Origin of the sequence: Massilia sp. IC2-278, assembly GCF_020708045.1 — a bacterium.
GTDB lineage: Bacteria > Pseudomonadota > Gammaproteobacteria > Burkholderiales > Burkholderiaceae_D > Telluria.
In genome coordinates, this window is record NZ_JAJFES010000014.1 from 1 (window position 1) to 16,321 (window position 16,321).

The 16,321-nt window shown below is 65.9% G+C and carries 16 protein-coding genes; 9 read left to right on the top strand and 7 right to left on the bottom strand.

Annotated elements, in window-relative coordinates:
• Positions 1–281: 281 nt before the first annotated feature.
• The 4 genes from LK540_RS20100 to LK540_RS20115 are packed head-to-tail and all read right to left on the bottom strand — an operon-like array spanning position 282 to position 4,616.
• Positions 282–1,463 (bottom strand): FAD-dependent monooxygenase, encoded by a 1,182-nt coding sequence (locus LK540_RS20100; RefSeq protein ID WP_374041379.1) that lies wholly within the window; start codon positions 1,461–1,463, stop codon positions 282–284.
• Positions 1,463–2,809, bottom strand: coding sequence for an aminopeptidase P N-terminal domain-containing protein (locus tag LK540_RS20105; RefSeq protein WP_374041373.1), 1,347 nt, complete (start codon positions 2,807–2,809; stop codon positions 1,463–1,465). Before LK540_RS20105 ends, LK540_RS20100 begins: the two co-directional genes overlap by 1 nt.
• Entirely contained in the window at positions 2,806–3,525 is a 720-nt protein-coding gene (gene murU / locus LK540_RS20110; RefSeq protein WP_229439098.1) for an N-acetylmuramate alpha-1-phosphate uridylyltransferase MurU, read from the bottom strand. The genes LK540_RS20105 and murU overlap by 4 nt, the downstream gene beginning before the upstream one ends.
• Positions 3,526–3,545: 20 nt before the next feature.
• Complete coding sequence (locus tag LK540_RS20115) at positions 3,546–4,616, bottom strand: aminoglycoside phosphotransferase family protein (protein ID WP_229439099.1); 1,071 nt, start codon at positions 4,614–4,616, stop codon at positions 3,546–3,548.
• Between the two features lie 95 nt (positions 4,617–4,711).
• Here LK540_RS20115 and LK540_RS20120 point away from each other — a divergent pair, with 95 nt between their 5' ends.
• From LK540_RS20120 to LK540_RS20140, 5 genes are all read left to right on the top strand, one after another.
• Positions 4,712–6,940: an LPS-assembly protein LptD gene (locus LK540_RS20120; RefSeq protein WP_229439100.1), complete on the top strand. Its 2,229-nt coding sequence runs from the start codon at positions 4,712–4,714 to the stop codon at positions 6,938–6,940.
• Positions 6,941–6,986: 46 nt separating this feature from the next.
• The gene (locus tag LK540_RS20125; RefSeq protein WP_229439101.1) at positions 6,987–8,432 is read left to right on the top strand and encodes a peptidylprolyl isomerase; all 1,446 of its coding nucleotides are present in this window, start codon (positions 6,987–6,989) and stop codon (positions 8,430–8,432) included.
• A 4-nt stretch (positions 8,433–8,436) separates the two neighbouring features.
• The gene (gene pdxA / locus LK540_RS20130; RefSeq protein ID WP_229439102.1) at positions 8,437–9,486 is read left to right on the top strand and encodes a 4-hydroxythreonine-4-phosphate dehydrogenase PdxA; all 1,050 of its coding nucleotides are present in this window, start codon (positions 8,437–8,439) and stop codon (positions 9,484–9,486) included.
• A gap of 12 nt (positions 9,487–9,498) precedes the next feature.
• Positions 9,499–10,278 carry a 16S rRNA (adenine(1518)-N(6)/adenine(1519)-N(6))-dimethyltransferase RsmA gene (gene rsmA / locus LK540_RS20135; RefSeq protein ID WP_229439103.1) on the top strand — a complete coding sequence of 260 codons (780 nt, stop codon included), beginning with the start codon at positions 9,499–9,501 and terminating at the stop codon, positions 10,276–10,278.
• Positions 10,279–10,525: 247 nt separating this feature from the next.
• Complete coding sequence (locus tag LK540_RS20140; RefSeq protein ID WP_229439104.1) at positions 10,526–10,717, top strand: hypothetical protein; 192 nt, start codon at positions 10,526–10,528, stop codon at positions 10,715–10,717.
• 157 nt (positions 10,718–10,874) lie between these two features.
• On the opposite strand, the gene LK540_RS20145 is transcribed toward LK540_RS20140, so the two are convergent.
• Positions 10,875–11,558 (bottom strand): hypothetical protein, encoded by a 684-nt coding sequence (locus tag LK540_RS20145; RefSeq protein ID WP_229439105.1) that lies wholly within the window; start codon positions 11,556–11,558, stop codon positions 10,875–10,877.
• Positions 11,559–11,585: 27 nt separating this feature from the next.
• Positions 11,586–12,170, bottom strand: a complete 585-nt coding sequence (locus tag LK540_RS20150) for a hypothetical protein (protein WP_229439106.1) — start codon at positions 12,168–12,170, stop codon at positions 11,586–11,588.
• Positions 12,171–12,399: 229 nt separating this feature from the next.
• Between LK540_RS20150 and LK540_RS20155 the strand changes: the two genes are divergently transcribed.
• The gene (locus LK540_RS20155) at positions 12,400–13,149 is read left to right on the top strand and encodes an HAD family hydrolase (RefSeq protein ID WP_374041374.1); all 750 of its coding nucleotides are present in this window, start codon (positions 12,400–12,402) and stop codon (positions 13,147–13,149) included.
• A 123-nt stretch (positions 13,150–13,272) separates the two neighbouring features.
• Positions 13,273–14,289, top strand: coding sequence for a heat-inducible transcriptional repressor HrcA (hrcA, locus tag LK540_RS20160; protein WP_229439107.1), 1,017 nt, complete (start codon positions 13,273–13,275; stop codon positions 14,287–14,289).
• An 86-nt stretch (positions 14,290–14,375) separates the two neighbouring features.
• Here hrcA and fur read toward each other — a convergent pair whose 3' ends face one another.
• Positions 14,376–14,810 carry a ferric iron uptake transcriptional regulator gene (gene fur / locus LK540_RS20165; protein ID WP_229439108.1) on the bottom strand — a complete coding sequence of 145 codons (435 nt, stop codon included), beginning with the start codon at positions 14,808–14,810 and terminating at the stop codon, positions 14,376–14,378.
• Between the two features lie 79 nt (positions 14,811–14,889).
• On the opposite strand from fur, the gene LK540_RS20170 reads away from it, so the two are divergent.
• Complete coding sequence (locus LK540_RS20170; RefSeq protein WP_229439109.1) at positions 14,890–15,501, top strand: outer membrane protein assembly factor BamE; 612 nt, start codon at positions 14,890–14,892, stop codon at positions 15,499–15,501.
• Positions 15,502–15,511: 10 nt separating this feature from the next.
• Positions 15,512–16,321 carry a 4-hydroxy-tetrahydrodipicolinate reductase gene (gene dapB / locus LK540_RS20175; RefSeq protein ID WP_229439110.1) on the top strand — a complete coding sequence of 270 codons (810 nt, stop codon included), beginning with the start codon at positions 15,512–15,514 and terminating at the stop codon, positions 16,319–16,321.

Sequence of the window (16,321 nt, forward strand, 5' to 3'; positions counted from 1 at the left end):
ATGAACATCTCCGGAGATGAGTGTGCGTCAAGATTAGTTGACATTCATATGCGCGTCAAGAAAAATTGACGATAGCGTGACCTATAGGCATGTCGTTCGTAGGGTGGACACCTGTGTCCACGCTGTCCCACCTTCTATGTAGATGCGGCTTTTAAAAATGCCGCCATGCTGGCATTCCATTAATTGCAAATGGCGCATAGGCGCATGCGATGAGACCGCGTGGGCACAGGTGCCTTGCGCGGCCCGGCCCACCCTACAAAAGCAACCCCAGGCCGGCAGCGTCAGTTCTGCCGATGCGGCAAAAACGACGACCCGCCGCGCCGCCCATACATCATGACCTCGGCCAGCAGCGTGCGCGCCGCCTTCACCGCATCGAGCGTCGCCAGCCCCAGCCCGAGCACCGATTGCAGCGGGCCGCTGCCGACAAAGGCGCGCGCCATGGTGTCGGTAAGGGCGATGGTGAGCTTGCGGTCCTGCGCGCGTTCGTCGAGGAAGCGGCCGATGGCTTCGGGACCCGGGCAGCGTGCCAGCAGGCGCGCCAGCACGGCGGCGTCGCGCAGGCCCAGGTTCAGGCCCTGGCCGGCCACCGGGTGCAGGGTCTGCGCCGCATTGCCGATGGCGACGGTGCGCGTGGTGGCGTGGGCCTCCGCGTTCAGGCCGAGCGGATACGCAAGGCGCGCCGACACCTTGGTGAAGCGCCCCAGGCGCCCGCCGAAAGCCTCGCCCAGTTCGGCCAGGAAGCGGCTTTCTTCCATCGCCTGCAAGGAAGCAGCACGTTCCGGCTGCACGCACCAGACCAGCGCGTACTGCAAGCCATCCGCGCCTTCCTGCGGCAGCAGGGCCAGCGGCCCCTCATCGGTAAATCGCTCAAAGGCGCGATGCGGGATCGGGCTGCTGGCGGCCACGCGCGCGATCACGGCATGCTGGCCATAGTCGCGCGTCTGCTTCTTGTCTTCCTGCTGGCCGAACACACCGCCTTCGGCGCCCACCGCCACCTGGGCTGTGAGGGTGCGGCCATCGTCCAGCGCCAGGGTGACCTGGCCGCCGTCCTCGGCCAGCGAGGCCACGCGCGCCGGGCGGATCACCTCGACGCCGGCCGCGTCCACCGCGCGCGCCAGCGCATCGACCACCTCGCCGTAGCGGGTGACGTAGCCCAGCGCATCGAGCCTGTGCTCGGCACGGTCCATCAGGCTGCGGCCCAGGTGGCCGCGGCGCGAGACGTGGATGCTGTGGATGGGCGTGGAAGGGAAGGGCCAGGCGCCGACTTCTTCCAGCAGCATGCGGCTACCCCAGGCCAGCGCGATCGAGCGCGGGTCGGAAATCGACTGGCCGAGCGCGCGCGCATCGATCAGGACGATGCGCTTGCCGGCGATGCCACGCCGCGCCAGCAGGGCCGCCAGGGCCAGGCCCACCGGGCCGGCGCCGCAGATCGCCACGTCATAATGATCCTGGTGCTGTTCCATCATTGTCCTCCCATCAGGGCTTCGCGCATCGCAGCTTCAATGTCCGCCACCGTTTTCGGCGCCGCCCCCGATATTACCCGCGCGCCCGCTTCGCCCACGATCACGTTGTCCTCGATGCGGATGCCGATGTTCCAGAATGCCTCTGGCACGTCCGGCGCCGGGCGCACGTAGATGCCCGGCTCCACCGTCAGCGCCATGCCCGGCGCAAGAAGCCGCGAAGGCTTGCCTTCAAGCGCCAGGTCGCGGTAGGCGCCGGCGTCGTGCACGTCCAGGCCCAGCCAGTGGCCGGTGCCGTGCATGTAGAAGCGGGCATGGGCACGCTCGGCCAGCACGTTCTCGACGTTGCCGTATTTCGCCCGGTCGAGCAGGCCGAAGTCGAGCATGCCCTCGGCCAGCACGTTCACCGCGGCTTCGTGGAAGTCGCTGTAGGGCCGGCCCGGGCGGATCGCCGCCAGCGCCGCATCCTGGGCGCGCAGCACCAGTTCGTACAGCTGCCGTTGCGGCGCGCTGAACACGCCATTCATCGGGAAGGTGCGCGTGATGTCGGAGGCATAGCTGTCGAACTCGCAGCCGGCGTCGATCAGCACCAGGTCGCCGTCGCGGGTCCGGGCATTGTTGGTGTTGTAGTGCAGGATGCAGGCGTTCGCGCCGCTGGCCACGATGGGCGTGTAGGCCGGGAACTGCGCGCCGTTACGGCGAAATTCGTAGAGCAGCTCGGCTTCGATCTCGTACTCGAACATGCCGGCCCTGGCGGCACGCATGGCGCGCAGGTGGGCGGCGCCGGCGATCCGCGCCGATTTTTCCATCAGCGCCTGTTCGCTCGCGTCCTTCAGCAGGCGCATCTCGTCGAGCAGGGGCAGCAAATGCTGGATACGGGACGGCGCCACGACGCCGCTGCGCGATTGCCCACGCACTGCCTTCAGCCAGCCGGCCACCTGCGCGTCAAAAGCGGCATCGCGCGCGTTCGCGTAGTACACGGCCGGCACGTCGGCCAGCAGCCTTGCCATCTGGGCGTCGAGTTCGGCTATCGGAAACGCCTCGTCGAAGCCGAAGGCCTCGCGCGCCGCGGCCGGGCCATACCGGAAACCTTCCCAGGTCTCGCGTTCGACGTTCTTCTCGCGGCAGAACAGGATGGAACGCGCAGGCAGGTCGCCGCGCGCCGCCACCAGCACCAGCACGCTTTCCGGTTCGGTGAACCCGCTCAGGTAATAGAAATAGCTGTCGTGGCGGTAGGGATATTCGCTGTCGGCATTGCGCAGCGCTTCCGGCGCGGTGGCCAGCACCGCCACCGCGCCCGGCTCCATGGCCAGGGCCAGGTGGGCGCGGCGTGCGGCGTAGGGATTCACGCGCCGGCCTTTTTCGCCAGCGGCGCGTTCAGCTCCTCGAGCTGCTCGACCGTGCCGACGTTCACCCAGGGGCCGTTGTAGATTTCGCCGCCGATGCGTCCCTGCTCGATGAAGGTGCGCATCAGCGGGCCGATGCGCATCACTTCGCCCGGGGCGATCCCGTCGAACATCTCGGGCCGGTAGACGCCGATGTTCGCGAAGTTCCACTTCGGGTTGCCGTCGTTGGTCAGCGAGTACATGTTCAGCCCGAAGTCGCCTTCCGGGTTGTGCCAGGGGTTCGGCGTCAGGTAGAGCCAGGCGATGTCGCGTTTTTCAACGGGAATCGGCTGGCCCAGCATGTCGCGGTCGGGCAGGGCGTCGAGCACCTGCGAGAAGTCGAAGTAGGGCGCGTAGATGTCGCCGGAGATGGCGAGGAAGGGTTCCTCGCCCAGCAGGTGGCGCGCATTCGCGATGCCGCCGGCCGTTTCCAGCGCCTTCGGCTCGTGCGAATACACGATGCGCGCGCCGTACTTGCTGCCGTCGCCCAGCTCGTCCTCGATCATGTGGCCGAGGTGGGCGTGGTTGATGACGATGTCGGTGATCCCGGCGCGCACCAGGTTCAGCACGTGCCAGACGATGAGCGGACGGCCGCGCACCTTGAGCAGGGGTTTCGGGCAGGTGTCCGTCAGCGGACGCATGCGCTCGCCGCGGCCGGCGGCGAAGATCATGGCTTTCATGGGTGTTCCTGGAAAGGCGCTCAGAAGGTGTAGCCGACTTGCGGCGCCTTGCCGTCGCCGAATGCGTCGACGCTGTCGAGCAGGCGCAGCAGGGGCTTGAGTTCGGTGTAGCGGTTGGCGGTCTTGCGCACGTAGTCGAGCACGGTCGGCAGATCGCCCATGTAGATGGCCTTGCTGTCGCGGTAGTTCAGGCGGCAGAAGATACCCAGGATCTTCAGGTGGCGCTGCAGGGCCATGAACTCGAAGTCGCGGTAGAAGGCGTCGATGTCCGGGTTCACCGGCAGGCCGACCTGCTTGGCGCTTTGCCAGTAGCGCACGACCCAGTCGAGCACGATCTCTTCGTCCCACTGGATGTAGGCGTCGCGCAGCAGCGAGGCCAGGTCGTAGGTGACCGGGCCGTACACGGCGTCCTGGAAGTCGAGCACGCCCGGGTTGCCGGCGTCGAGGAACATCAGGTTACGCGAGTGGAAATCGCGGTGCATGAAGACCTGCTGCTGGGCCAGCACGTTCGAGGTGATGGTCTCGAAGACTTTATCCAGCTGGGCCTGCTGCGCCTCGGAGAGCGTAACGCCCAGGTGGCGCCCCAGGTACCACTCGGGGAACAAATTCATTTCGCGCAGCACGAAGGCGCGGTCGAATTCCTGCAGCACGCCGGGCTGGCTGTGCAGCTGGAACTTGATCAGGGCGTCGACCGCGTCCGAATACATGAAGGCGGAATTGTCTGGATCGAGGCGCTGCAGGTAGGTGGTGGTGCCGAGGTCGGACAGCAGCAGGAAGCCGCGTTCGACGTCGCGCGCGACGATGTTCGGCACGGTGACGCCGGCTTCCTGCAGCAGGCCCTGGACGTGGATGAAGGCTGGGACGTTCTCGCGCTCGGGCGGCGCATCCATGGCGATCAGGGTGTCGCCCAACTTGTCGCGTAGCGCCGGCGCCACGTCGAGACGGAAGTAGCGGCGGAAGCTGGCATCGGTCGATGCCGGGCGGCGCGAACCGGTTTCCACCAGGTTCAGCGAGCCCAGCCATTCGGTCAGCAGTGCGAGGCGCGCGTCCTGCTCGGCAGAAGTGGGGGTGTTTTGATACAAAGAAGACATGAAGCGTCCAGGTAAAACCGGTTGAGGAAGGCAATTCCCATATAATAAGGGATTCAATCTAAAAAATCGCCCTTTATGGTGCAGCCCAGGATTCCATGAGCTGGTTTACGGCCCTACCATTCCCGCCGCGGCAGGCAGTTGCCTTTTCCGCGCTCGTTACCATGGCCTCGGGGCCCTTGCATGCGCAAACCGCGCCGGCCACGCCCCGTGCAGACGAAAACGATCTTCCCGTCACCGTACGCGCCGAGGAGATCGGCGGCCGTCCCGACCGTGAGATCACCCTGGACCGCGACGTCGAGATCACGCGCGGCCAGACGAAGATGACGGCCGACACGGCCTGTTACCGCCTGGTCGAAGACGAGGTCACGGCCAACGGCAATGTGAATCTATGGCGTTTCGGCGACCGCTACCAGGGCGACTCGCTGCAGCTGAACCTGGAGAGCGGGCGCGGCTGGTTCCTGAATCCGGAATACCAGCTGCAGATGAACAACGCCCAGGGCCGTGCCGACCGCATCGACTTCCTCGGCGAAGACCAGGCCCTCGTGGTCGACGGCACCTACAGCACCTGCCAGGGCACGAACCCCGACTGGTACCTGAAGTCGAGCACGCTGCGCCTGGATTCCGGGCGCGACGTCGGCATCGCCGGCAAGACCATCGTCTACTTCAAGAACGTGCCCATCCTCGGCACGCCCGCGCTGTCGTTCTCGCTGTCGGGCGCGCGCCGTTCGGGCTGGCTGCCGCCCTCGATCGGCGCCGGCTCGAAGGGCAAGACCGAGGTCATGGTGCCGTACTATTTCAATATCGCGCCGAACCGCGATTTGACGGTGTTCCCGCGCATGATGTTCGACCGCGGCCTGCAGCTGGGCGCGACCGGACGCTACCTCGGCACCACCAGCCGCGGTCCTTACAGCGGCGAGACCCACTTCGAGTACCTGCGCAACGACCGCATCACCAAGACCGACCGCTGGCTGGTCGATTCGCTGCACAACCAGCAGCTCAGCCCGGCATGGTCCTTCGGCTGGAACCTGCACGGCGCGTCCGACGACCAGTACCTGAGCGACTTCTCGCGTTCGGTCTCGACCAGCGCCGAGCGCCAGCTGGTGCGCGAGGCGTCCACCACCTACATCACCGAGTTCTGGAACATGTCGCTGCGCGCCCAAAACTTCCAGGTGCTGCAGGAGCCGGCCGCGGCCACCAATCCGGGGCTGACGATTCCGCGTCCGTATGCGCGCATGCCGCAGTTCAGCTTCCATACCGGCCGCTTCGACGTCAACGGTTTCGACTGGTCGGTTGACGCCGAGGCGACCCGCTTCACGCACTCGGTCTGGAACAGCGGCAACCGCGCGGTGGTGATGTCGCAGGCAAGCTACCCCTGGGTGCGCCCCGGCTACTACATTACGCCGAAGCTGATGCTTCATGCCAGCAAGTACGATATGGACAGCAACGACGGGCGCCGTACCGATCTGTCGCGCGTCCTGCCGACCTTCTCGCTCGATGCCGGCATGGTGTTCGAGCGCGAAACCTCACTGCTCGGCACCGCCGCCACCCAAACCCTGGAACCGCGCCTGTTCTACGTACGCACGCCCTACAAGAACCAGGATGAATTCCCGCTGTTCGACACCGGCGAAAGCGGCTTCAGTTACGCCCAGCTGTTCAGCGAAAACCGCTACGTCGGCAGCGACCGCATCTCCGACGCCAACCAGCTGACCGCAGCCCTGGTGTCGCGCTACATCGAGGGCAGCGGCGCCGAGCGCCTGCGCCTGGCCGTCGGCCAGCGTTTCTATTTCACCGAGCCGCGGGTGCAGACCTCGGGCCGCGCGGACCAGAACCGCAAGGACCGCTCCGACCTGCTGCTGGCGGCGTCGGGCCGCATCGTCGAGAGCCTGAACGTCGACGCCAGCGTACAATACGACGCGACGAGTTCGAGCGTGTACAGCCGTAACTACGGCCTGCGCTGGAGCCCGGGCATGCTGAAGGTGCTCAACGCCGAGTACCGCTACGTGCGCGACAGCTTCCGGAATGCCGACATCTCGGCCCAGTGGCCGCTGTCGACGCGCTGGTTCGGCGTCGGCCGGGTCAGCTATTCGCTGCAGGACCACAAGGTGCTCGAAGGCCTGGTCGGCCTCGAATACAAGGCCGACTGCTGGGTGTTCCGGATGGGTGCGCAGCGCTTCGTGACGGCGGCCCAGTCGACCTCGACGCCGGTGTTCTTCCAGCTCGAGCTGAATGGCCTGTCGGGCTTCGGCATGGGCAACCCGCTCGACTCGTTTTACAAGAGTATTCCCGGCTATACCCGGCTGAACACCAACGTGGGCCGCCGCTGACCGGGACCATGGATGATTTTTGACCTGAATGAGTGCTTCCCAGATTATGCGTACTACCCGTTTGCATCAACTTAAGCTCGCAGCGGCGCTGCTGTGCGCGCTCACGGCCGGCACGGCCCTTGGCCAGGCAACTCCTGCGAGCACAGGCAGTGCCGGAGCGAGTGCTTCTTCCAGCGCTCCTGCAACCCCGGCAACCGGCACCGCGCCCGCCAATCCGGGCAGCGGCTTCCTGCCGCCGGCATCCAGCAACGCCAACGTCGTCGACGCCATCCGCGTGGTCGTCAACGACGAGGTCATCACCCGCAACGAAGTCACCAACCGCGTGGCCCAGATCGTCCAGCGCATGCGCGCCCAGAACGCCCAGCTGCCGCCGCAGGCCGACCTCGAGCGCCAGGTGATCGAGGCGATGATCGTCGAACGCGCCCAGGTCCAGCTGGCCAAGGAGATGGGCGTGCGCGTCGACGACCGCATGCTCGATGCCGCCATCGGCCGCATCGCCCAGGACCAGAAGCTGTCGGTCCAGGACATGCGCAACCAGATGGAAAAAGAGGGCATGGCCTTTGCCGCCTTCCGCGAAGAGATCCGCAACGAGATCATGATGCAGCGCCTGCGCGAGCACGAGGTCGACAGCAAGATCCAGGTGTCGGATGCCGAGGTCGACACCTTCCTGGCCGCCGAAAAGGCCGCCGCCGCCGACCGCATCGAGGTCGACATCGCCCAGATCCTGGTCGGCATCCCGGCCAACGCCACGCCCGAGCAGATCGCCGCGCGCCGCGCCCGCGCCGACGAGGTGATGCGCCAGCTGCGCACCGGCGCCGACTTCGCCAAGGTCGCCGCCACCTATTCCGACGCCGGCGACGCCCTGAAGGGCGGCGCGATCGGCTGGCGCGAGGCCGACCGCCTGCCGCCGATCTTCACCAACGAACTGCGCAAGCTGAGCGCCGGCCAGGTGACCCCGGTCATCAAGACCAACGTCGGCTTCTACATCCTGAAGCTGGTCGACAAGCGCAGCCTGGCCAGCGCCGCGGCGCAGGAACAGGCGGTGGTCGAGCAGACCCGCGCGCGCCACATCCTCATGAAGGCGACGCCGACCATGCCGATGGCCGAGGTCAAGCGCAAGCTCGAGGAAATCAGGGCCAAGATCGACAGCAAGGCCGCCACCTTCGAGGACATGGCGCGCCAGAACTCGCAGGACAACGGCTCGGTATCCAAGGGCGGCGACCTGGGTTGGCTGTATCCGGGCGACGTGATGCCGGAATTCGAAACCGCAATGGCGGCGTTGAAGCTTAACGAACTGTCCGGCGTGGTCGAGACCCCGTTCGGCTTCCACCTGATCCAGGTCCTCGAGCGCAAGAGCGAAGACGTGACCGCGCAGAAGGAGCGCAACCGCGCGCGCCAGGTGATCCGCGAGCGTAAACTCGGCGAAGCCTTCGAGGACTGGGCGCGCGAAGTGCGCGACCGCGCCTACGTCGAGTACCGCGAGGAAGGCTGAGGCCATGACGATGCAGGCAGCACGTCCGGCCCTGGCGCTCACGGTCGGCGAGCCGGCCGGCATCGGCCCCGAGATCGCGATCCGCGCCGCCTGGGCGCTGCGCGAGCAGGCCAACTGCGTGCTGGTGGGCGACGCTGCCTTCCTCGCGCTCACGGCCAGCCTGATCGACCCGGCGATCCGCCTGTCGGCCCTGTCCACCCAGGCGCTGCGCAACGGCGGCCTGCCGCATTTCGGCAAGGACCGCCTTGCCGTGGTCGACGTGCCGCTCGCGGCCCATGTCACGCCCGGCCTGCTCGACCGTGAGAACGGCCGCGCCGTGCTGGCCACGCTCGACCTCGCGATCGAAGGCGTGGGGGCAGGGTGGTTCGACGCCATCGTCACCGCGCCGCTGCAAAAAAGTACCATCAACGACGCCGGCGTCGCCTTTTCCGGCCACACCGAATACCTGGCCGAGAAGACCGGCACGCCGCAGGTGGTGATGATGCTGGCCGGGCAGCCAGGGAACGATCAACCCTATCTGCGCGTGGCGCTGGCCACCACCCACCTGCCGCTGAAGGAGGTGCCGGGCGCGATCACGCAAGAAGGCCTGGGGCGCGTGCTCGATATCCTGCAGCACGACCTGAAGACGAAATTCGGCATCGCCGCGCCGCGCATCCTGGTCACCGGCCTGAACCCGCATGCCGGGGAAAACGGCTACCTGGGACGCGAGGAGATCGAGGTCATCGAACCCGCGCTGGCGGCGGCCCAGGCGCGCGGCGTCGACGCCCGAGGGCCGTATCCGGCCGACACCCTGTTCCAGCCCAAGTACCTGCGGGATGCCGACTGCGTGCTGGCCATGTACCACGACCAGGGCTTGCCGGTCCTGAAGCATGCCACCTTCGGGCGCGGCATCAACGTCACCCTCGGCCTGCCCCTGATCCGCACCTCGGTCGACCACGGCACCGCGCTCGACCTGGCGGCGCAAGGCCTGGGCCATGCCGACTGCGGCAGCATGGAGGAGGCGATCCGCGCCGCCGCCGCCATGGTCGCGGCCAGCCGCGCCGCATCACACTAAACGAAAGCACCAATGAAACACGTAGCACGCAAGCGCTTCGGCCAGAACTTCCTGACCGATAACCACGTCCTGGGGAACATCATCGACGCCATCGGCCCGCGCCGCGGCGAGGCAATGGTCGAGATCGGGCCGGGCCTGGCGGCGATGACGGCGCTGCTGCTGAAGGAGCTCGACCACATGCACGTGGTCGAACTCGACCGCGACCTGGTGGCGCGCCTGGAAAAGGCCTACCCGCGCGAAAAGCTGACGATCCATGCCGGCGACGCATTGAAGTTCGACTTCGGCAGCATCCCGGTGCCGGAAGGGCAAAAGCTGCGCGTGGTCGGCAACCTGCCCTACAACATCTCGAGCCCGCTGCTGTTCCACCTGGCCGAGTTCGCCCACCTGGTCGAGGACCAGCACTTCATGCTGCAAAAGGAAGTGGTCGAGCGCATGGTGGCCGAGCCGGGCACCAAGGCCTATGGCCGCCTGTCGGTGATGCTGCAATGGCGCTACGACATGGCGCTGATGTTCATCGTGCCGCCTACCGCCTTCGATCCGCCGCCGCAGGTCGACTCGGCCATCGTGCGCATGGTGCCGACCCGGCGCCAGCTGCCGGCCGATGGCCCGACCCTGGAAGCGGTGGTGCAGAAAGCCTTCTCGCAGCGCCGCAAGGTGATCCGCAACTGCGTGGCCGGCATGTTCACCGAACAGCAGCTGCTGGACGCCGGCATCGACCCGGGCGTGCGTCCGGAGACGGTGTCGCTTGAACAGTACGTGGCGCTGGCGAACATCCTCAAGCCGGTGCAGTAAGCTTCTTCCCGGCGGCCCGCGCGGCCGCCGCGGCTCTCCTTTCCCGTCTCTCCCTCACCGAAGCGCTGCAGTGCCCGCTACTGCGCTGCACAAACACGCTACATCGCCGCCTGGCGCGCTCTGACGCCCGTTTTTTGCAGTTCGTCGCAGGCCGGTGGAAGGTGGCCGAGGTGCTTGCTAATCTACTCCCATCGAAAGCCCGAACGCAAACGCCAAGGGCCAGCCACTCAACCGAAGGGAGCCTGAAATGAACGTCCTCAAACACATGGAATCGATCTTCGTCGTCGCCGCACTGCTGGTGGGTGTCAGCACCTACGCCAGCGCCGAGAGCTACAAGGCGCAAGTGCGCGCGGAATCGATGGTGGCGGTGAGCACCGGCAAGATGGCCATCGTGAAGGTCAGCGGCAAGCGCCTGGTGCCGGTTACCAAGCTCGGTTGAGCGGCTGGGGCAAAAAAAAGCCCACCGTTGCGGGTGGGCTTAAATCCAATTCTTTTCTGAGGAGAGTTGGAGGAGACAGGTAGGATTATGCTGCGCTACAACATATAAATCCAATTTTCTTTTGGAATGATCGTCATCAGCGCAGCCTATATCTGTCTCAGGTCGGGTTGGCGACGCAGGTAACGTCGATGTTCGAGACCGGGTCGTCGCCCATCGTGCCGGTGGCATTGGCGACGGTGCAGGTATAGCCTGCGGGATTGGTCTGGACCGTCACGCCATAGGTCCTGTTGTAGGTAACCGCCACCGGGAAGACGTAGGCGATGTCGGCCGGCGGGGTCGCGGCCGGGGTCGGCGCGGGAATCGACACGAGACTGTCGCTGCCGTTGTTCAGCACCAGGGTGCCGGCGCCCAGGCCCTTGACCTTGCCGCCGATGGTCGGCGCCACCAGCTGGCAGACGAAGTCGGCGCTGATCACCGACAGGCGTCCTGCCGTGTCGCTGGTGCGGCTGTTGCTGGCCGGTCCGCAAATCTGGTGCGGCGGCTGCTGGATGGTCACGTTGCCGGACGCATCGGTGACCTGCTTGAGGATGACGTTATACACGTCGCCATACTCGAGCTGGTTCGGGAACGCATACGTGACGTCCTTGACCTCGGCGGCCGTATTCGCCGGGTTCGGCTGGACGGATGCCTCCATGCCGTTCGTGGTGAGTACCAGCGGACCATACTGCAGCCCGTAGACGACGCCGCCGATGGTGTACTTCGAGCCGCCGCCACCGCAGGAAGCCAGGGCCGCGGCCATGACCAGCGCCAGGCCCGCGCGGGCCAACACAGTGTTCTTCAAATTCATCTCCTGGAATGCGTTAAGCCGTCAGGCGCAGGTCACGCTGACGTCGATCGTTTTCGGTTCGTCGGCGCTCGGCACCGTGCCGACACCGTTCTGGACGGTACAGGTCTGGCCGCTCGGCTGCTCGTACACGGTCACGCCGTAAGGCTGGCCCCAGCCGGCCTTCAGCATCTCGAAGCTGCCGTTGGCCGTGACATCCTTGCGCACCGAGCCGTTGACCAGCACCAGGGTGCCGCTGCGCAGGCCGCTCACGTTGACGTTCAGGGGCTTCGACTTCAGCGTGCAGACGATCTCGATCGTGTTGATGTTGAAGGTGGCGCGGCCGACGCCGGTGGGCGAAATGACCTCGCACTTCTCGGCATTGCTCGGCGCCTGCTTGACCTCGACCCGGTACGAGGAATCGGCATCGACCAAGTCGGGGAAGAAGAAGGTGGTGGCGCCGGCGGGCACTGCATAGTCGGAGCCGCCGTTATTCGTCAGAATAAGGCCTTCCGCCGTGTTGTTGACAATGCTGCCGCCCAGGTAGAACTCACCGTCGCCGCCGCCGCAGGCGGACAGGCTCAACGCGCAAGCCAGCGCGACACCGGCACGCAGGGGGGAACGAATCATAATTTCTCCAAATAAAAGGGAACTGGACAAGACGCGCGACGGCGTCCGTGCCGCGTCGAAGCTGGAAGTTTGCCCATCATTTTAGAGCATTTGACAAGGCCCGGGCTCATCGCCGTTTGTATCACGGTGTAACGACGGGGCTGCGCACGGCGCGCGTTTGCATTTCGCGGCCGCCCTCGCTATGCTCGGCTCACCCTCTTTTCGCCCCGATGCCGCCTTGAAGCCCGAATTGAAGCCTGATTTGAAGCCCGCCCCGCAGCCTGCCACGACGCAAGCGCGCCGGCCCTGGCCGCGCGCCGTCCTGTTCGACCTGGACGACACCCTGTGGCCGATCGCTCCCGTGATCCTGCAGGCCGAGCAGACCCTGTTCGCCTGGCTGTCCAGCAACGCCCCGCGCGTGGCCCAGCGCTTCACCATCGACAGCCTGCGTCAGGCGCGCCTGGAACTGCTGGCCAGCCGCCCGGAATTCCAGCTCGACCTGGGCGCCCTGCGCCGCGCCGGGCTGCTGGCCGCGTTCGAGCAGGCGGGAGAAGACACGGCCAAGGTGGAACTGGCGATGGTCGAGTTCTTCGCGGCCCGGAATGCCGTGACGCCCTACGACGACGTGTTGCCGGGCCTGCTGCGCCTGAAGAGCCGGGTGCTGCTCGGCGCGGTCACCAACGGCAATGCCGATTTGCAGACCATCGGCCTGGCCCACCATTTCCAGGCCTCGGTGTCGGCCCCGCAATTCGGCCGCGCCAAGCCGGACCCGGCGATCTTCCATGCCGCCTGCGCGGCGCTCGGCGTTGCCCCGCACGAAGCGGTGTACGTGGGCGACGATCTGATCCTGGACGTGCAGGGCGCCCAGCGCGCCGGGCTGCGCGGCGTGTGGATGAACCGCACCGCCAGCCGCCGCCACCTGGAAGAGGGCGTGGCGCCGGACGCGATCGTGGCGAACTTCGACGAACTGATTGCCTGGCTCAGACACGAATTCGGCTGAATGCGTGGCTGACTGCGCGGCTGACTGCGCGGCCAACTGCACAGCCGCCTGCCAAAGGTGCATAATGGAAGCGCATCGCTTCCGATCCTCTTCCGCTTTCGCTTCTGCCCTTGCCTCTGCCTTATGCAACTTGATACCCGTGCCCAAACCCTGCTGAAAGCCCTGGTCGAGCGCTACATCGCCGACGGCCAGCCGGTCGGGTCGCGCGCGCTGTCGAAGATCTCGGGCCTGGACGTGTCGCCGGCCACGATCCGCAACATCATGGCCGACCTCGAAGAGATGGGCTATGTCGCCAGTCCCCATACCTCCGCCGGACGCGTGCCCACGCCGCGCGGCTACCGCCTGTTCGTCGATACCCTGCTCACCGTGCAGCACCTGGGCGAGGGCGGCGTCGACGCCGAGCGCATGCGCCTGCCGGCCTGCCAGCCGCAGAAGGTCATCGCGAATGCGGCGCAGATGCTGTCCTCGCTGACGCAGTTCGCCGGCGTGGTGCAGAGCCCGCGCCGCGAATCGGTGTTCCAGCAGATCGAATTCCTGCGCCTGTCGGAAAAGCGCATCCTGCTCGTCATCGTCGACCCGCGCGGCGACGTCCAGAACCGCCTGCTGCTTACCGAGGCCGACTACACGCCGGCCCAGCTGGTGCAGTCGGCCAATTACCTGAACCAGAACTTCGCCGGCCTCTCCTTCGACGAGGTGCGCACCCGCCTGACCGGCGAATTGCGCCAGCTTCGCGAGGACATCGGCGGCCTGATGCAGGTGGCGGTGGAAGCCGGCAGCGAAGCCATGGCCGAGGGCGAGGACATGGTGATTGCCGGCGAGCGCAACCTGCTGTCGGTGTCGGATTTGTCGTCGAACATGAGCTCGCTGCGCCAGATGTTCGAGATGTTCGAGCAGAAGACCGGCCTGATGCAGCTGCTCGACGTTTCCAGCCGCGCCGGCGGCGTGCAGATCTTCATCGGCGGCGAATCGAAGCTGGTGCCGATGGACGAAATGAGCGTGGTCACCGCACCCTACGAGGTGAACGGCAAGATCGTCGGCACCCTGGGCGTGATCGGGCCCACGCGCATGGCCTACGAGCGCGTGATCCCGATCGTCGACATCACGGCGAAATTGCTGTCGAATGCGCTGAGCCATTCCTGACAGGTGTAAAACGGCGTAAAAAAGATCTACGATAAAAAAACGGCGCCGCGGCGCCGTTTCTTGTTGTTGCTATCGCAATTGCGCGATCAATTGTTCCCGCGATGAGGGCAGGCCGTCTTGATGCAATTGCCGTAGATGGCCAGTGCGTGCTCGGCGATCTTGAAGCCGCGTTCGACGGCGATCTTGTTCTGGCGCGATTCGATTTCCTCGTCGAAGAATTCCTCGACATGGCCGCAGTCCAGGCAGACCAGGTGATCGTGGTGCGAGCCGGCATTCAGCTCGTAGATGGCCTTGCCGGTTTCGAAGTGGTTGCGGTTCAGCAGGCCGGCCTGCTCGAACTGGGTCAGGACGCGGTACACCGTCGCCAGGCCAACGTCCATGTTGTCGGCCAGCAGGATCTTGTAGACGTCTTCCGCCGTCAGGTGCCGCACTTCGCTGTTCTGGAAGATTTCCAGGATCTTGAGGCGTGGCAGGGTAGCCTTCAGGCCGCTCGCCTTCAGGTCGGTGGGTTTGTTACTCATGTTTGTTACTCGTAGATGGGCGGAGTGCTTTATGATATAGCGTTTTGGAAGCTCCCGCTTAAACGTTTTGAGGTTACTTATGCGTGTCACCGATGCCGTTGTTCACAGTTTTAAGGTCCGGGCTGCGCTCGCCGCGGGCCTCGCATGCACGCTGTTGCTGTCCGGCTGCGCATCCTGGCGTAACCAGACCCGGCCTGCTGCACCGGCAAGCACCGACGCGGCAGCCGTGGCAGCCGACGCCGACAAGGCGGCCTCCCTGGCAAATTCCGGCGCGCAAACGACCCAGGTGAGCAAGCTGCAGAAATTCCTCTGGGTCTTCTCGCCCTACCGTCCCGACATCCAGCAGGGCAACTTCGTGTCGCAGGAAATGCTGGCCCAGCTGAAGCCGGGCCAGACCCGCGACCAGGTGCGCTTCCTGCTCGGCTCGCCGATGATCGCCGACATGTTCCACGCCGACCGCTGGGATTTCCCCTTCTACCTGGCGCGCGGCGACGGCGAGCTGACCACCAGCCGCGTCACCGTCTACTTCAAGGACAATGTCGTCGAGCGTTTCGACGGCGGCAATCTGCCGACCGAGCGCGAGTACATCGACCGCATCGCCGGCCCGACCAAGTTCCCGAAGAAAAACGCGCCGACCCGCGCCGTGGCCCCGGTGACGCCTGCGTCGCCGACCAATTCCAACATCCAGTAATTAGTACGTCATGACGCAATTGAAAATCGCGGTTGCCGGCGCCAGCGGGCGCATGGGCCGCATGCTGATCGAGGCCATCGCCGCCGCGCCCGACGCCACCTTGTCCGGCGCCCTCGACGTCGCCGGTTCGCCCTTCATCGGCAGCGACGCCGGCGCCTTTTCGGGCCAGCTGACCGGCGTGGTGATCCACTCCGAATTCGAGCGCGCGCTGGCCGGCGCCGATTGCCTGATCGATTTCACCCGTCCCGAAGGCACCCTCAAGCACCTGGAGTACTGCGCTGCCAACGGCATCAAGGTCGTGATCGGCACCACCGGTTTCGACGAGGCCGGCAAGGAAGCGATCCGCGCCGCCGCCGAGAAGGTATCGGTCGTGTTCGCGCCGAACATGAGCGTGGGCGTGAACGTCACCCTCAAGCTGCTGGAAATGGCGGCGAAGAGCTTCGCCGAAGGCTACGACATCGAGATCATCGAGGCCCACCACCGCCACAAGGTCGACGCGCCTTCGGGTACCGCGCTGAAGATGGGCGAGGTCATTGCCGACGCCCTGGGCCGCGACCTGAAGGACTGCGCCGTGTATGGCCGCGAAGGCGTGACCGGCGAGCGCGACCCGTCGACAATCGGCTTTGCCACCGTGCGCGGCGGCGACATCGTCGGCGACCACACCGTACTGTTCGCCGGCACCGGCGAGCGCATCGAGATTACCCACAAATCCAGCAGCCGCGTCACCTACGCCCACGGCGCCCTGCGCGGCGCGCGCTTCATCGCCGACAAAGCCAACGGCCTGTATGACATGCAGGACGTGCTGGGTTTGAAGGGCTGA